Annotated in this window: 12 protein-coding genes; 5 read left to right on the forward strand and 7 right to left on the reverse strand. The window is 61.1% G+C overall.

Features of this window, described 5'->3' with window-relative positions; all coding sequences use genetic code 11:
* Positions 1-47: 47 nt before the first annotated feature.
* From queD to codA, 3 genes are all read left to right on the forward strand, one after another.
* Positions 48-404 (forward strand): 6-carboxytetrahydropterin synthase QueD, encoded by a 357-nt coding sequence (queD, locus tag CD175_RS05255; RefSeq protein ID WP_003223505.1) that lies wholly within the window; start codon positions 48-50, stop codon positions 402-404.
* A gap of 202 nt (positions 405-606) precedes the next feature.
* Positions 607-1,437 (forward strand): alpha/beta fold hydrolase, encoded by an 831-nt coding sequence (locus tag CD175_RS05260; RefSeq protein WP_104447944.1) that lies wholly within the window; start codon positions 607-609, stop codon positions 1,435-1,437.
* Between the two features lie 189 nt (positions 1,438-1,626).
* Complete coding sequence (codA, locus tag CD175_RS05265; RefSeq protein WP_104447945.1) at positions 1,627-2,871, forward strand: cytosine deaminase; 1,245 nt, start codon at positions 1,627-1,629, stop codon at positions 2,869-2,871.
* A 114-nt stretch (positions 2,872-2,985) separates the two neighbouring features.
* Here the strand turns inward: codA and CD175_RS05270 are convergent, their stop codons facing one another.
* Positions 2,986-3,978 (reverse strand): diaminopimelate epimerase, encoded by a 993-nt coding sequence (locus CD175_RS05270; protein WP_104447946.1) that lies wholly within the window; start codon positions 3,976-3,978, stop codon positions 2,986-2,988.
* 165 nt (positions 3,979-4,143) lie between these two features.
* Between CD175_RS05270 and CD175_RS05275 the strand changes: the two genes are divergently transcribed.
* Positions 4,144-5,295, forward strand: a complete 1,152-nt coding sequence (locus CD175_RS05275; protein WP_104447947.1) for an MFS transporter — start codon at positions 4,144-4,146, stop codon at positions 5,293-5,295.
* A 113-nt stretch (positions 5,296-5,408) separates the two neighbouring features.
* On the opposite strand, the gene CD175_RS05280 is transcribed toward CD175_RS05275, so the two are convergent.
* The 4 genes from CD175_RS05280 to CD175_RS05295 all read right to left on the reverse strand — a co-directional run bounded on the left by CD175_RS05280 (position 5,409) and on the right by CD175_RS05295 (position 11,027).
* The gene (locus tag CD175_RS05280; RefSeq protein WP_104447948.1) at positions 5,409-7,832 is read right to left on the reverse strand and encodes a TonB-dependent siderophore receptor; all 2,424 of its coding nucleotides are present in this window, start codon (positions 7,830-7,832) and stop codon (positions 5,409-5,411) included.
* A gap of 98 nt (positions 7,833-7,930) precedes the next feature.
* Positions 7,931-8,914 (reverse strand): FecR family protein, encoded by a 984-nt coding sequence (locus CD175_RS05285; protein ID WP_104447949.1) that lies wholly within the window; start codon positions 8,912-8,914, stop codon positions 7,931-7,933.
* Between the two features lie 40 nt (positions 8,915-8,954).
* Entirely contained in the window at positions 8,955-9,455 is a 501-nt protein-coding gene (locus CD175_RS05290; RefSeq protein ID WP_008021652.1) for a sigma-70 family RNA polymerase sigma factor, read from the reverse strand.
* 177 nt (positions 9,456-9,632) lie between these two features.
* Positions 9,633-11,027, reverse strand: coding sequence for an MFS transporter (locus CD175_RS05295; protein WP_104447950.1), 1,395 nt, complete (start codon positions 11,025-11,027; stop codon positions 9,633-9,635).
* A gap of 719 nt (positions 11,028-11,746) precedes the next feature.
* On the opposite strand from CD175_RS05295, the gene tynA reads away from it, so the two are divergent.
* Entirely contained in the window at positions 11,747-14,035 is a 2,289-nt protein-coding gene (tynA, locus tag CD175_RS05300) for a primary-amine oxidase (protein ID WP_104447951.1), read from the forward strand.
* 166 nt (positions 14,036-14,201) lie between these two features.
* Here the strand turns inward: tynA and CD175_RS05305 are convergent, their stop codons facing one another.
* Positions 14,202-14,510 (reverse strand): DUF6124 family protein, encoded by a 309-nt coding sequence (locus CD175_RS05305; RefSeq protein ID WP_104447952.1) that lies wholly within the window; start codon positions 14,508-14,510, stop codon positions 14,202-14,204.
* A gap of 520 nt (positions 14,511-15,030) precedes the next feature.
* Positions 15,031-15,945, reverse strand: a complete 915-nt coding sequence (gene feaR, locus CD175_RS05310; RefSeq protein WP_104447953.1) for a transcriptional regulator FeaR — start codon at positions 15,943-15,945, stop codon at positions 15,031-15,033.
* Positions 15,946-15,998 lie beyond the last annotated feature (53 nt).

Genomic DNA, 15,998 nt, shown 5'->3' on the forward strand with positions numbered 1-15,998 from the left:
GCCCGAATCGCTGCGGCGAACGCCACCTGAACAGAGCTGAAAACACTGTGGAAATCTTCAAGGAATTTACTTTCGAATCCGCCCACCGCCTGCCCCACGTCCCGGACGGCCACAAGTGCGGGCGCCTGCACGGTCACTCGTTCAAAGTGGCGATCCATTTGAGCGGCGATCTTGATCCGCACACCGGCTGGATCCGCGACTTCTCCGAGATCAAGGCGATCTTCAAGCCGCTGTACGAGCGTCTGGACCACAACTACCTGAACGACATTCCCGGCCTGGAAAACCCGACCAGTGAAGTGCTGGCCAAGTTTATCTGGAATGAGATGAAGCCCCTGCTGCCGGAGCTCAGTGCGATTCGTATCCACGAAACCTGCACCAGCGGTTGCATCTATCGCGGCGAATAAAGACACCGCCCCCTTGTAGGAGCGAGCTTGCTCGCGATGGACGCCAGAGCACCGCGGGCTGCCAGATACCACGCGTAATCGTTGACGTTCTTCGCAAGCAAGCTCGCTCCTACAGTTGGTCAGAGAAATAAAGAACAGCCTTCATCGGCTGTTTTTTTATGCCTATGCTTTTTGCCTCTTCCCCCACCAAGAGGACAAGCCCATGACTGACTGGCCACTGCCCCAGACCTATCGCTTCAAAGGGCACGCCGTGCGCTACGCCGTGCGCGGCGATGGCCCGCCGCTGGTGTTCGTGCATGGCACGCCCTTCTCCTCCTGTGTCTGGCACCGGATTGCCCCGCACTTCATCACCACGCACCGGGTGCACTATTTCGATTTGCTGGGCTACGGGCAATCCGAGAAAGTCGATGGTGACGTGTCCCTGGGTGTGCAGAACGAGTTGCTGTCACAGTTGCTGGAGCATTGGGGCCTGGATCGCCCCGACGTGGTGGCCCACGACTTCGGCGGCGCCACCGCCCTGCGCACACACCTGCTCAACGGCAAGGATTACCGCAGCCTGACGCTGATCGATCCGGTGTCGTTGACGCCCTGGGGTTCGCCATTCGTGCAGCATGTGCGCCAGCATGAAGCGGCGTTCAGCGGATTGCCCGATTACATTCAGCGCGCCATCGTGCCGACCTATATTCGCGGGGCCATCCAGCGCGACATCCCCGACGCCGAACTCGCCCCCTACGTTCAGCCGTGGCTGGGGGAGCCGGGGCAAGCGGCGTTCTACCGGCAGATCGCGCAGATGGACGAGCGTTATACCCGTGAGGCCGAAGGCTTGTACCCGACGATGCGCTGCCCGGTGCAGATTCTCTGGGGTGAAGACGATCAGTGGATTCCCGTCGAACGCGGGCGGGCCTTGCAGCAGATGATTCCCGGCGCGCAGTTCCATCCGATACCCAACGCCGGTCATCTGGTTCAGGAAGATGCGCCCGAAGCCATAGTCGCAGCGCTGATGCGTTTTCTGCCCCTGCAACAATCCTCCTGAACAAACCCAATCCCCTGTGGGAGCGAGCCTGCTCGCGAAGACAATGTCACCTCCGACATCGAATTGGCTGACACACCGCCTTCGCGAGCAGGCTCGCTCCCACATTGGATCAATGTCACTGGCGGGGACCGCCGTTGGCGAGCTAACGTAGAGATATTGCCTACACGAATCGCTAAAAGGACTCGCCCGATGCACATCATCAACGCCCGTCTGCGCAACCAGGAAGGCCTGCATGAGTTGAACCTGGAAAACGGCCTGATCAGCAGCATCGCCCGCCAGATCGAGGCCCCGACCCTGGGCCCTGGCGACCTGGATGCCGGCGGCAATCTGGTGGTGCCGCCCTTTGTCGAGCCGCACATCCACCTCGACGCCACCCTCACCGCCGGCGAGCCGCGCTGGAACATGAGCGGTACGCTGTTCGAAGGCATCGAGTGCTGGGGCGAGCGCAAGGCGACCATCACCCAGGAAGACACCAAGACCCGCGCCAAAAAAACCATCCAGGCCCTCGCCGCCCACGGCATCCAGCATGTGCGCACCCACGTCGACGTCACCGACCCGCAACTGACCGCGCTCAAGGCGATGCTCGAAGTGCGCGAGGAAAGCCGGCACCTGGTCGACCTGCAAATCGTCGCGTTCCCTCAGGAAGGCATCGAGTCGTACCGCAATGGTCGCGAGTTGATGGAAGAGGCGATCCGCATGGGGGCGGACGTGGTCGGTGGCATTCCGCATTTCGAGTACACCCGCGACCAGGGTGTCAGCTCGGTGAAGTTCCTCATGGACCTGGCCGAACGCAGCGGTTGCCTGGTCGACGTGCATTGCGACGAAACCGACGACCCGCATTCACGCTTTCTCGAAGTGCTCGCCGAAGAGGCCCGCAGCCGCGACATGGGTTCGCGGGTCACGGCCAGCCACACCACGGCCATGGGCTCCTACGACAACGCTTACTGCGCCAAACTGTTTCGCCTGCTCGGGCATTCGGGGATCAGCTTTGTCTCCTGCCCCACCGAAAGCATCCACCTGCAAGGTCGCTTCGACAACTTCCCGAAACGCCGGGGCGTGACCCGGGTCAACGAGTTGCTGGAAGCGGGCATGAACGTGTGCTTCGGCCAGGACTCCATCGTCGATCCGTGGTACCCGCTGGGCAATGGCAACATTCTGCGGGTGCTCGAGGCCGGGCTGCACATCTGCCACATGCTCGGTTATCGCAACCTGCAAAGCGCGCTGGACCTGGTGACGGACAACAGCGCCAGGGCCATGAACCTCGGCGAGCGCTATGGCCTGGAACGCGGGCGGCCGGCGAACCTGCTGATTCTGTCGGCGGAGAGTGATTACGAAGTGATCCGCAGCCAGGGGTTGCCGTTGTACTCGGTGCGCGAGGGCAAGGTGTTGATGAAGCGGACGATGCCGGTGGTGGAGTTCGCTGATCTGAGCTGAGATTTGCATTGACCCGAACTGGCCCCTTCGCGAGCAGGCTCGCTCCCACACTGGATTGATGTTGTTCACAAACCCCCTGTGGGAGCGAGCCTGCTCGCGAAGGCTATTTCAAAATCAATCGATCATCCGAGCCGTACCAAACAGACTGACCCGACTCAATTCCCCCTGCTCCTCTTCCAGCAAGATCGGCGCCGTGCCACCCGGCATCGTCACCTTCACTTCCCCGGCCCTGACCCAACCCACGCGCCAGGCCGCACAGGCCACCGCACTGGCGCTGGTCCCCGAAGACGCCGTCGGCCCCTCGCCGCGCTCGAATACCCGCGCGGCGATGTGTCCTTCGGACAAGCGCATCGCCCATTGCAGATTGATCCCCGCCGGACAGGGTTTGCCTGCACCGACCGGCATGGCGTAGGCAATTCGCATCAACCCTTCACCCAGCGCCGGTTCTCGCATCTGCTCGTTGCCCGGCAAGTCGTCGGCGTTTTCGACCAGCGTCACGCAATGCGGATTGCCGACCCGCGCGAACTGGCTACGTGACCATGCGCCATTGAGTGCCGACAGCGGTTTGACGTGGCTGAGTTCGCGGCCATTCAACAGCACCGTTTCAACACCCTCGGCACTGACCGCTGATGGCCCGAAACCAGGCTGGCCAAGGTCAAGCCAGAAACCCTGCACGTCCTCGACTTCAGCGACTTTCACCGAAGTCTGCCCCGGGGAAGGCGTGTCGGATTTATCGTGGTGAACCTTGAGCAGACAGGCTTCGTCGCGGGGTAAAAGCCCTTGGTCGCTCAACGCCTGGGAAAAAATCGTCAGCCCGTTGCCACTGCGTTCGGCCAGGGTACCGTCGGTGTTGACGATCAGCAGGTCAAAGGGTGGCGAGGACTGGAACGGTCCGACCAGCAATCCGTCGCTGCGATGATCCTTGCTGCCGGCCGGTTGTGTGCCGGGTGCCCAGTTGCAGCAGGCTTCGATGGCCGCTGCAGCCCATGCCTGACGAGTTTGTGCTGCCAGGCTCGCCTGAGCGGGCAAGTCGATGCCCTGGCGGCGCAATTCTTCGGGCGCTACCACGATGTAAATGTTGCCCCGTGCATCGTACCTCTGCGCCATGGCGCCCTCCGTGTGTCATTGGAATGGCTCAACATATCGCGAAAAACAGCGGCGCTGTGCAAGGATGTCGCCCTGTTTAACCGTAAAACTTTCCGGGCACTGATCGAACCCTCCTCGGTCGATCACTGTCCGTTGAGGACGCGACGTTTTTTGCCAGGGATTGATATGACCAGCCTCAACAGCCAAACCGCCTTCGTTCCCGGCCGCCTGGAACAGATGTCCACGCGCATCGCCTTTTTCATCGCCGGGTTCGGCATCGCCGCGTGGGCGCCGCTGGTGCCCTATGCCAAGGCCCGGGCCGGGCTGGATGAAGGCACCCTGGGTCTGTTGCTGCTGTGTCTGGGGGTAGGTTCGATTCTGGCGATGCCGATGGCCGGGATCCTGGCCACGCGTTTCGGCTGCCGGCGGGTGACGACCGGTGGGACCTTGCTGATCTGTGCCGCCCTGCCGCTGCTGGCCACGGTGTCATCGATTCCGGCCTTGATCGCGGCGCTGTTCATGTTCGGCGCGGGCCTCGGCACGGTGGATTCGACGGTCAACCTGCAAGCGGTGATCGTCGAGCGCGCCAGCGGCAAAAACATGATGTCGGGTTTCCATGGCCTGTTCAGCCTCGGCGGGATAGTCGGCGCGGCAGGCGTGAGCGGCTTGCTGGGCCTGGGGATTTCGCCGCTGGGGGCCACGCTGGTGGTGATCGTGATGCTGCTGATCGCATTGGCCAAGGCCGTGCCGCACCTGTTGCCCTACGGCAGTGAGAGCTCAGGGCCGGCGTTCGCCGTGCCCCATGGCATCGTCCTGTTCATCGGCGGCATGTGCTTCATCGTGTTCCTCGCCGAAGGCGCGGCGCTGGACTGGAGCGCGGTATTCCTGGCCCAGGAACGTGGCATCGACACGGCGTATGCGGGCCTCGGCTATGCAGCGTTTGCCTTGACCATGACGGCCGGGCGCCTGACCGGTGACAAAATCGTACGGCGGTTGGGCGCGACACGGGTGATTGTGTTCGGCGGGCTGACGGCTGCCGCGGGCCTGTTTCTGGCGACGTTCGCCTCGAGTTGGGAGGCGGCGCTGGTGGGTTACGCGCTGCTGGGCGCCGGTTGCTCGAACATCGTGCCGGTGCTGTACACCGCCGTGGGCAAGCAGACGGTCATGCCCGAAAGCATCGCCGTGCCGGCCATTACCACCCTGGGTTATGCGGGCATTCTCGCGGGACCGGCCGTCATCGGTTTCATCGCCCATGGCAGCAGCCTGAGTTTCGCCTTTGCCTTGATGGCGGTGCTGCTGGTGGCGGTGGCCATTGGCGGGAGGGTGTTGAAGGTCTGAAAAGCTTCGCTGGCAAGCCAGCTCCTACAGTTGATCAATGTCGTACACAAATAATGTGCTCGCAGGATCCCTTGTAGGAGCTGGCTTGCCAGCGATGAATTCACCTCTGTCTATCAGAACCCCACACTGGCCTGCACAAAGAACGTACGCGGCGCGCCGACGTACATGCCCGAGTTGTTGTCGCTGGAGCGGGTGAAGTACTGCTTGTCGAAGATGTTCTTCACCCCCGCCCCCAGTTTCAGGTTCGACACCTGCGGGCCGAAGTCATAGCCGCTACGCACGTTCCAGGTCACGTAACCCGGAATATCACCGAACTGGCCGTCGGCGGAGCCTTCGGTGATGTAGTTGCCGTTGAAGCTGCCGTCGGCGTTCACCCCGGTGCCCGGCGAGCGCTGTTTCGACTGGGCGAACGCATCGAGGTTCCAGGTCCAGCGGTTGATGTCGTAACGCAGGCCGGCGGTGGCCACCTGACGGGAGTAGAACGGCAGGTCACGGCCCTTGAAGCCCGGGATTTCCCCCTCATAAGTGGCACGGGTGTAGGTGAAACCGGCGTTGGCGGTCAGCCCGTCGAGGCGTGGGTCCAGCGCCGCCATATCGTAGTGCACCGACGTTTCGATGCCCTGGTGCTTGGTCGCGCCGAGGTTGGTCCAGCCCACATCGTTGCTGATGTATTGCAGTTCGTCGTCGAAGTCGATGTAGAACAGCGTCACCTCACCGCCCCACACGTCATCGTTGTAGCGTGTACCGATTTCGTAGGTCTTGGCCTTTTCCGGCTGCAGGCCGTTGGCAGGCTCATTACCGATACCGCCCTGCCCCAGCTGGAAATACTGCAGCGCGCCGAACGAGGTTTCGTAGTTGGCGAACAGCTTCCAGGCCTCGGACATGTGGTACATCACGCTCAGCGCCGGCAGCGGCTCGTTGCTCTCGATGCTGCGCTTTTTCTCCGGCACCGGTTTACCGGCCGTGTCGAGTACCGGGCGGTCATGCCAGTCGGTACTGATGTGCTCGAAGCGAATACCCGGGGTGACGGTCCAGTTGCCCACGTCGATCTTGTCGTCGATGTAGACCGAATTGGCCTCGGTTCCACCGGTGCGGTCCTGATAGACATGGCCGTCCGCCCCCGGACGCACGACGGGCTCGTTGTTGACCAGCGCCACACGGCTGGCCTCTTCGTGCATGGCTTCCTTCAGGTAACGATAACCGACGCTGACCTCCTGGGTGGTCGGGCCCACATCAAACACATGGGACACCCGTGGTTCGATACCGAAGGTGTAGTAGCTGCGCGGATAGGAATTGAGAGTCGTCAGGTCACGAGAGGCGATGGTGCTGCCACGAAAACTGTCGGTGTAGTAAGTCAGCACTTCGGCCTGGGTGCGATCGTCGATCTGCCGCGCCCACTTGAACGACACATCCTTGCGACGGCCGCTGAAGTTGTCGTAGTCGCGCACCGACTGGAAGGGGTCGGCGTCATACTGCGCCTGGGTCAGGCCGCCGGGCATGTCGGCCTTGGCGTCGTAGTAGTGGAAATTGAGGCTGAAATCGTCGACATCGGTCGGCGCCCAATGGGTCTTGAGGATCACGTCGTCGATGTCGTTGCCGTTGTTGCTTTCACGGTAACCGTTGCCATTTACGCCGGAGTACAACAGCGCCACGCCCATGCCGTTGTCGGCGGTGCCGCCCATGAACGCGGTGTCGATGTGTTTCCAGCCACCGTGCTGCGACGTTTCCAGGGTGGTGCCGATTTCCGCAGAGGCCTGTTCCGGGATCGCGCGGGTCACGAAGTTGATCACACCGCCGACGTTTTGCGGTCCGTAGCGCACGGAGCCGGCACCGCGTACCACGTCGATGCTGTCGAGGTTGCCGGAGGAAATCGGTGCCATGGACAGTTGTGGCTGACCGTAGGGCGCGAACGCCGCCGGGATGCCGTCGATCAGCACGGTGGAGCGAGGCGACAGGCGCGAAGTCAGGCCCCGCACGCCGACGTTGAGGGAAATGTCGCTGCCACCGGTGCCGTTGGCGTCCTGCACTTGCACGCCGGGAACCCGTTTCAACACCTCGCCGACGTTCATCGCGCCCTGCTCGACCATGGCTTCGCGGCGCACCACCGTCCGTGCGCCAGGGTGGTTCTGCACCAGGGCGGCATCGGCGTCATCGAGCCAGTCACCCACCACCTTGATGTCGGTCACGCCCAGCTCCAGCGGGCCGTTGGCCGCCGAAGTCGGTGCCGGCATCAGGGTCACCGAACCTTCATCGATCTGGTATTGCAGGCCGCTGCCTTGCAGCAACTGGCGCAGTGCGTCTTCCGGGGAAATATTGCCGTCCACCGCCGGAGCCTGTTTGCCGGCGACCAGCTCAGGGCTGAAGAACACCTGAAGCGAGGTTTGCTGGCCCAACTGGCTCAAGGCTTGTCCCAAGGGTTGCGCCGGAATGTGGATGCCGTCGGCGGCAAAGGCCTGGGGCAGCGCAACGTTGACCGCCAGGGCGAGCGCCAGCGGCAACCAGGGGAATTTGTTGTTTTTAGCGGTGGAGTTTTTCACGTCGAACGTAATCCTGTGGATCGCAAAAGTGTGCGCTTGTTAATGCAAACCAGTTGCAGTTGAACAGGAAGACGATGAACTCGAAAAAAACCTGAATTTTATTTTGAAATTATTTCCTGGCTGCCATCGCCAAGGGTGCGCACGGCCACCGGCAGAATGCTCGGCAAGGCCTTGAGCAGTGCGTCGGTGTTGTCGGACTTGAACACGCTGGTCAGGCGCAGATCGCCGACCGCTGCGCTGGCGACCTTGAGCGGTTTCTCCCGATAACGTGAGACCTGCTCGGCGACGTCGGCCAGGCTGGCGTTGTTGAACACCAGTTTGCCGCTGCGCCAGGCGGTCATTTCCGCCGGGTTGACGGCATAGGCGGCCGCGACCTTGCCCTGGGCATCGACGTGGGTGCCCAGGCCGACTGTCAGATGGATGAAATCGTTATCGGCCGCCTCGCGCCCCTGGACCTTGACCGTGCCCTGCTCCACCACCACCCGGATTTCGCTGGCGCCACGGCGTACGTCGAATCGGGTGCCGGTGACCGTGACCTTGCCACTGCCCGCCGCGACCACAAAGGGTCGGCGGGTGTCGTGCTCGACGCTGAACATCGCTTCGCCTTCGCTCAGCTCAACGTGGCGTTGACCCTTTTCAAAACGCACCTGAATCCGGCTGCGGCTGTCCAGATCCACCACCGAACCATCCGGCAACGCCACATGGCGGCGCTCATTCAGGGCCGTTGAAAACTCGGCGGTGTAAAGTGCCGGATGATTCAGGCTGCTGAACAGACCCAGGCCGAGCGCCACCGCGAGCACGCTGGCGGCGACCGCGTAACGCAGCACAGGGCGAGGTTTTTTCAGGGCTGGTGGGGTTTCACACAAGGCATGCAAACGCGCCGCCGGCAGCAAATCGGCGGCGCTCCACAAATTCTGGAGCACGTCGAATTCGTTTCGGTGCTGGGGGTGTTCGTCTAGCCAGGCCTGAAACCGGCGACGCACGTCGACATCGACGACAGGCTCCTGCAAACGTACAAACCATAGCGCCGCGTCATCGCGAACCGTTGTTTGCCCGCACGCACAATCACGAGTATCCATCATGGAAGTTCCTGTTGGGCTGGGGAGGAGATGGCGCGACCGATCATGACTGCAACCCGTCCAGGCGATCGCGCAGGTGCCGAAGCGTGCGGATCATATACTTTTCCACCATGTTCTTGGACAGCCCCAGGCGTTCGGCGATTTCAGCCTGGGTCAGGCCCTCGATTTTCTGCCAGACAAACACCTTGCGGCAGTTGACCGGCAACTCGGTGAGCGCCCGTTCGATGGAATCAGCCAGCTGGATCGCGTGCATGAAATGCTCCGGGTCGCCGGTCGGCGACTCACTGAGATCGATCGCCTCTGACTCCATGGCGCCCCGCCGGTCCTCACGCCGATAACCATCCACGGCAATGTTGCGCGCGGTCTGGTGCAAATATGCCCGGGGCTGTTCCACCCGCGCCGAATCGGACTCAAGCACCCGCACGAAGGTATCGTGGGCCAGGTCCTCGGCCTGCTGACGATTCCTCAGGCGACGGGTCCAGGTACCAACCAACTCTTCGTAATGCTCGAAAAAGCCGTGTCTGCGGGGCAGCTTGAGGGTCATTGCGGTGTGCTGTGGAAACGAGCGTGAATAGTAATGCTTCTTATTAAACCAAAGCAATCGCTTCCCACCTCAAACACGGCCCCCGTAACCCGAAACGCAAAAAGGCCGCTGATTGCTCAGCGGCCTTGTTCAATCCGACAGGTTACTCCGTCTCGAAGATGCCATCGAAGCCGTCATTCACAGGTCGGTAATTTCCTTGTGGCGAGGCACCAGCATCTTCATCACACTCCACGCCACCAGATAGGCCAGCGCGCAGACGGCGAACATGATCATGTAGCCGGTACGGATTTCACCCACCGATTTGTAGTAGTCAAACACCCAGCCACCGATCTTGGTCAGCAGGACTCCGCCCAACCCACCCGCCATACCGCCAATGCCGACCACGGACGCGACGGTCTTTTGCGGAAACATGTCGGACACCGTGGTGAAGATGTTGGCCGACCAGGCCTGATGCGCCGACGCACCCACACCAATCAGCAACACCGGTACCCAGACGCTGATGTGACCCAATGGCTGCGCCAGCAGCACGACCAACGGGAAAACGGCAATCACCAGCATGGCTTTCATGCGGCCGTCATACGGCTTGTCGCCACGTGCCATGAAATAGCTGGGGAACCAGCCGCCGCCAATACTGCCCACCATGGTCATGCTGTACAGCACGGCCAGTGGCACCACGATGGCTGCGCCTTTCAGGCCGTACTGCTCCGACAGGTAGGTCGGAAGCCAGAAGAGAAAGAACCACCACACACCGTCGGTCATGAACTTGCCGAAGGCGAACGCCCAGGTCTGACGATATTTCAGCAATTGGAACCACGAAACCTTTTTGTCGACGCCCGTCTGCACAGCGGCGCTGGCGGGGGAATCACTGCGGATGTGCGCCAGTTCCTGCGCCGACAGGCGCTTCTGCTGCTCCGGCTTGTCGTACAACACCAGCCATACGCCCATCCAGATAAAGCCCAGCATGCCGATCACGATGAACGCTGTCTGCCAGCCCCACAAGCCAGCGATCAGCGGCACCGAAATGGGTGCCAGGATCGCGCCGACGTTGGCCCCGGAGTTGAAGATGCCGGTGGCGAAGGAGCGTTCCTTCTTCGGGAAATACTCAGCGGTGACCTTGATTGCGGTCGGGAAGTTGGCCGATTCACCGACCGCCAGCACGGCGCGCGACAGCATGAAACCGGCGATCGAGACCGGGATGACCGCAATACCCAGCGCGCCACAGATGGCGGCGATACCTTCGCCCATGGGTTCTGCAAAGGCGTGCATGACGGCGCCGGTCGACCAAATACAAATCGCCACCACAAAAGCGGCCTTGGTGCCGATCTTGTCGACCACACGGCCCGCGAACAGCATGGAAATCGCGTAGGTGAACTGGAAGACGGCGGCAATGTTGGCGTAATCGGTGTTGCTCCAGCCAAACTGCCTCGACAGATCCGGCGCCAGCAGGCTGAGCACCTGGCGGTCGAGGTAATTGACGGTGGTTGCAAAAAACAACAATGCACAAATGGTCCATCGGTATTTACCGACAGACTGGCTGACGCGTTGCGCAGTAATGGGCTCGTTCAAGTTCATGGCATCACTTTATTGTAGATTTTGGGTGATGATCTCTCGGTGTAAAACGAGATCGATTGGGCCGCCGGGCTTCACTTCAATGCATCAGTCCACGACGAAACGGGCCATATTCCGCCGAGGGATTGGGCCAACTGATTTCGGACAACTCATCAGACAACTCACTGGAAAACAGAGACTGATTGCTCAGCCCGCGTTTCTTACGCGAGTCAGTGACGGGTTGTCTCAGGTAACGGGCGCAAAGGTGTGTGCACGTAGAAGCCGATGGCTGAACACGGGAGCTTCAGGGGCGAGAGGGAGGCGATTGGATTCATGTTGAGGTCGACACTCTTTTTATTTTTAGTTTGGACGTGCGTGTCATATGTCGTCGTATGACTTAGGAGATTTATAGCTAGTCCCATGGGACACTGTCAACAAGAAAACGCCTTAGACCTGAACGGCCTGACCGCCCTGAAAATGCGACATGTAATCGAATAAACCCGTTAAACAGGCTCTTGGGCCCTGGTACCGCGACGCGCCACTCGCTCCCTTATGAGTTTTGAAAGGGGTCATCGACCCTTCATTGTTGTACGACAACCGATAGCAAAACAGTCAAAATCCGCCCGACTACGCTCAATCAGGCACAGATCCAAAGGTTTTTGGCAGGATTCCCAATGCAGCCATTCACCGGCTGTAGCAAAGTGCGGGCATGGCTGTTATCGGCTTTTCCGAAGGAACCCAGAATGTTCACCTCCCTTGCATTGCGAAACAGAAAACCGCTGGCCCGCCTCGCCCTGGCTATTACGCTGGGCACGCTTGGCCTGCCTTACTGGGCGGGCAATGCCCAGGCCCACGGCGGTCATGCCGACATGGTGCCGCTGCAAGAGGGTCTGGAGGCCTTTGGTGCCACGGTGAAATGGGACGACTACGCCAACCTGTTCACCATTGCCAAGGACGGGGTCTATCTCAAGGTCAAGCCCGACAGCAAAGTGGCCATGCTCAACGGCAAGCGCATCGAGCTGACGGTGCCGGTGGTGTTCAAGGACCATAAGGCGTTCATGTCCACCGACTTCATCAACCAGGTGTTCCAGTCCGGGCTGGACAAGACCTTCGTCGTCGAGACCCGCCCCAACCCGCTCAATCCCTTGAGCGCAGCCGAAATCACCACGGCCGTGGACATCGTCAAGAAATCGGACAACTACCAGCCCGGTTTCCGCTTCACCGAAGTCTCGGTCAAGGCGCCGCCCAAGGATCAGATGTGGAACTTCGCCCTCACCGGGCAGAACGTCGCCCAGCCGCGCGAGGCCTCGATCGTGGTGCTCGACGGCAAACACGTGATCGAAGCGCTGGTGGATCTCGACACGAAAACACTCAAGTCCTGGAAGCCCATCGAAGGCGCCCACGGCATGGTCTTGCTGGACGACTTCGCAACGGTGCAATCGGCCGTCGAGACCAGCCCGGAATACGCCCAGGCCCTGGCCAAGCGCGGCATCAACGACGTGAAGAAGGTCGTGGCCACGCCACTGACCGTCGGTTACTTCGACGGCAAGGACGGCCTGGCGCAGGACAAGCGCCTGCTGAAAATCGTCAGCTACCTCAACACCGGTGACGGCAACTACTGGGCGCACCCGATCGAGGGCCTGGTGGCGATTGTCGACCTGGAACAGAAGAAACTGATCAAGATCGAAGACGACGCGCTCATTCCGGTGCCGATGAAACCGACGCCGTATGACGGGCGCGGACGCCAGGGCGTCGCAGTCAAGCCGCTGGAAATCATCGAACCCGAGGGCAAGAACTACACCATCAGCGGCAACAGCATTCACTGGCAGAACTGGGACTTCCACGTTCGCCTCGATTCGCGGGTGGGGCCGATCCTGTCCACCGTCACTTACGACGACAAGGGCAAGAAACGCAAGATCATGTACGAAGGCTCGCTGGGCGGCATGATCGTGCCTTACGGCGACCCGGACATCGGCTGGTACTTCAAGGCCTACCTCGACTCCGGCGACTACGGCATGGGCACCCTGACCTCGCCGATTGCCCGTGGCAAGGACGCCCCGCAAAACGCCGTGCTGCTGGACGCCACCATCGCCGACTACACCGGCGCACCGACCGCTATCCCCCGCGCCATGGCGGTGTTCGAGCGCTACGCCGGCCCTGAATACAAACACCAGGAAATGGGCCAGCCCAACCTCAGCACCGAGCGTCGTGAACTGGTGGTGCGCTGGATCAGCACCGTCGGCAACTACGACTACATCTTCGACTGGGTCTTCCAGCAGAACGGCACCATCGGCATCGACGCCGGCGCCACCGGCATCGAAGCGGTCAAGGGCGTGAAGTCCAAAACCATGCACGAAGACACCGCCAGGGAAGACACGCGCTACGGCACCCTGCTCGATCACAACATCGTCGGCACCACGCACCAGCACATCTACAACTTCCGCCTCGACATGGACGTGGACGGCGAGCAGAACTCACTGGTGGAAGTGAACCCGGTGGTGCTGCCCAACGACCGTGGCGGCCCGCGCACCAGCACCATGCAGACCGAAACCAAAGTGGTCGGCACCGAGCAGCAAGCGGCGCAGAAATTCGACCCGTCGACCGTGCGCCTGCTGACCAACTTCAGCAAGGAGAACAAGGTCGGCAACCCGGTTTCCTATCAGTTGATTCCGTACGCCGGCGGCACCCACCCGGTGGCCAAGGGCGCCAACTTCGGCAAGGACGAATGGCTCTACCACCGCCTGAGCTTCATGGACAAGCAGCTGTGGGTGACCCAATACAATCCCGAGGAAAAATATCCGGAAGGCAAGTACCCGAACCGCTCGGACAAGGACTCGGGCCTGGGGCAATTCACCCAGGACAATCACTCCATCGAGAACACCGACGATGTGGTCTGGCTGACCACCGGCACCACCCACATCGCCCGTGCCGAGGAATGGCCGATCATGCCGACCGAGTGGGTGCATGTGCTGCTCAAGCCGTGGAACTTCTTCGATGAAACGCCGACGTTGAACCTCAGCGCACCGAAGTAAACACACACCCCCTTTGTAGGAGCTGGCTTGCCAGCGATGGCGGTGTCTCAGACAGCATCATTGCCATCCGACACACCGCCATCGCCGGCAAGCCGGCTCCTACAAGGTTCATCGGTGGTCAGGCGAGTCCATCAGTGTGTCAGGCCTCATCCCGATCGTTGATCCTCTACCCAAGCGCATCGATGCGGTCCAGCGCCTGGTTCACCGCCAGCTCCCCCAACAGGATCACTTGCGCGATGCCCAGCAGGGTATTGCGACTTGTCCCCTGCGTTCGATCCGCCAGATCCAGGGTCATGACGTTGGCCGATGCCAGTGACTCGCAGGCATGGGCCAGCAGGGTTGCGGTATCGAGTTCCGGGTTGACGATGAACATCGTGCTGAGTTTGCGCGGGGTGGCCATGATGTTGGCAGCTGAGGGAATAGGGTCGGCGGGTTCGTGAGGGGTGTCCGGCGGATTCGGTGTGACCTTGAACATGGGAATTTTCTCCAGTAAGGGCCACAACCATCTCGCGACTAAACGAAAGGGTGGTGGCCGTGCGCAAGTTAGTCGACCGGTAAAGTTTCCCAAAACCCGGTGCGCCCGAAGACGCCATGCGCACAGCCACCATCAAGTGCAGGCGGATGCCTGACTGGATGACACTGATGCAACCGAGGAAAACTAGCCGGGCGACTAAACCCGATCACTGACAATCAGTGACACGAATCAAGTTACCGAGCGGCCCCAAGGCGCACAAGCCGGCGGATTCTGGCGTAGCTGTAGGCAACGACGCAAGGCGCTGTGGCTTTCGCGAAGTAACCTTGAGGGCCTTTAAACACAAAAAGCAACTGCGGCGCCTGGCGTTAACAAGATTGCGAATCGTCCTACAGGTTGGATGCCGCACACAAACCCCTTGTAGGAGCTGGCTTGCCAGCGATGGCGGTGTGTCAGACAGCATCATTGCCGTCTGACACACCGCCATCGCCGGCAAGCCGGCTCCTACAGGGTTCATCGGTGTTCAGGCATATCGCTTGCGATACTCCCCCGGCGCAATGCCGAAGCGCGACTTGAACGCGGTGGAGAAGTAGCTCGAATCGGAAAACCCCCACGAATACCCCAGCACCGACAACTTCTGCTCCTTGCCCGATTGGCGCAGGGATTCGGCGCACAGGTCCAGGCGACGGTTCTTGATGTAGCGCGCTACCACCAGCCCTTTCTTGGCAAACATCCGGTACAGGCCACGGGTGGACATGCCGACTTCCCGCGCCAGCCATTCCGGGCACAGGTCTTCGGAGCGAATGTTTTCGTCGATGCAAGTGAGCGTCTTACGGAAGATCCGCTCATGGGCATCGGTGCAGTCTTCGGCCTGGCTGATCGCCGGGCGCAGCAGGCTGACGATCGCCTCCAGGGTCGCTTCGCTTTCCTGTCGGGTCAGGTGTTGCTGGCGGGTGGCATCGAGGATCAGCCGGTGCGAGAGCATGGCGATGGGCGAGGTCGCGGCAATCCGGTGGCCGCACTTGACCGGGTTGAAGCGCAGGGTCTGCTCGACCAGTTGATACGGCAGGATCAGCGACAACTGCCGGGAGTTTTCGCCGTAGGTGAAATCGCTGGGTCGAGAGGCATCGATCAGCGTGATGTCACCGGGGGACAGCAAGACCTTGTCGTCGCCCTGGGCCATGCCCGCCGTGCCGTCGAGCTGGAACACCGCAAAATACTTGCCGCCCTCGCCCGCCGCGACTTCCTGGGGCGTACGGTACAAACGCGCCTGGCACACGTCGACGAAACTGAGTTTGAGCGCATCGCTCTGGTATTCGCGGATGCGCCCGGAAAATTCGCTGCCCAGGGGTTGTGCGTTGAAGGCGCCACAGATCTGGTTGATCTGATGGATCCACTGGTCGAACCCATCATGGCGCTGTGCTGTTGTAGAAATCATGTCAGGCCTCACGCAGGCTTATTTTTATTGTCTACGTCAATCCACACGACACC

It is taken from the genome of Pseudomonas laurylsulfatiphila, from assembly GCF_002934665.1.
Classification (GTDB): domain Bacteria; phylum Pseudomonadota; class Gammaproteobacteria; order Pseudomonadales; family Pseudomonadaceae; genus Aquipseudomonas; species Aquipseudomonas laurylsulfatiphila.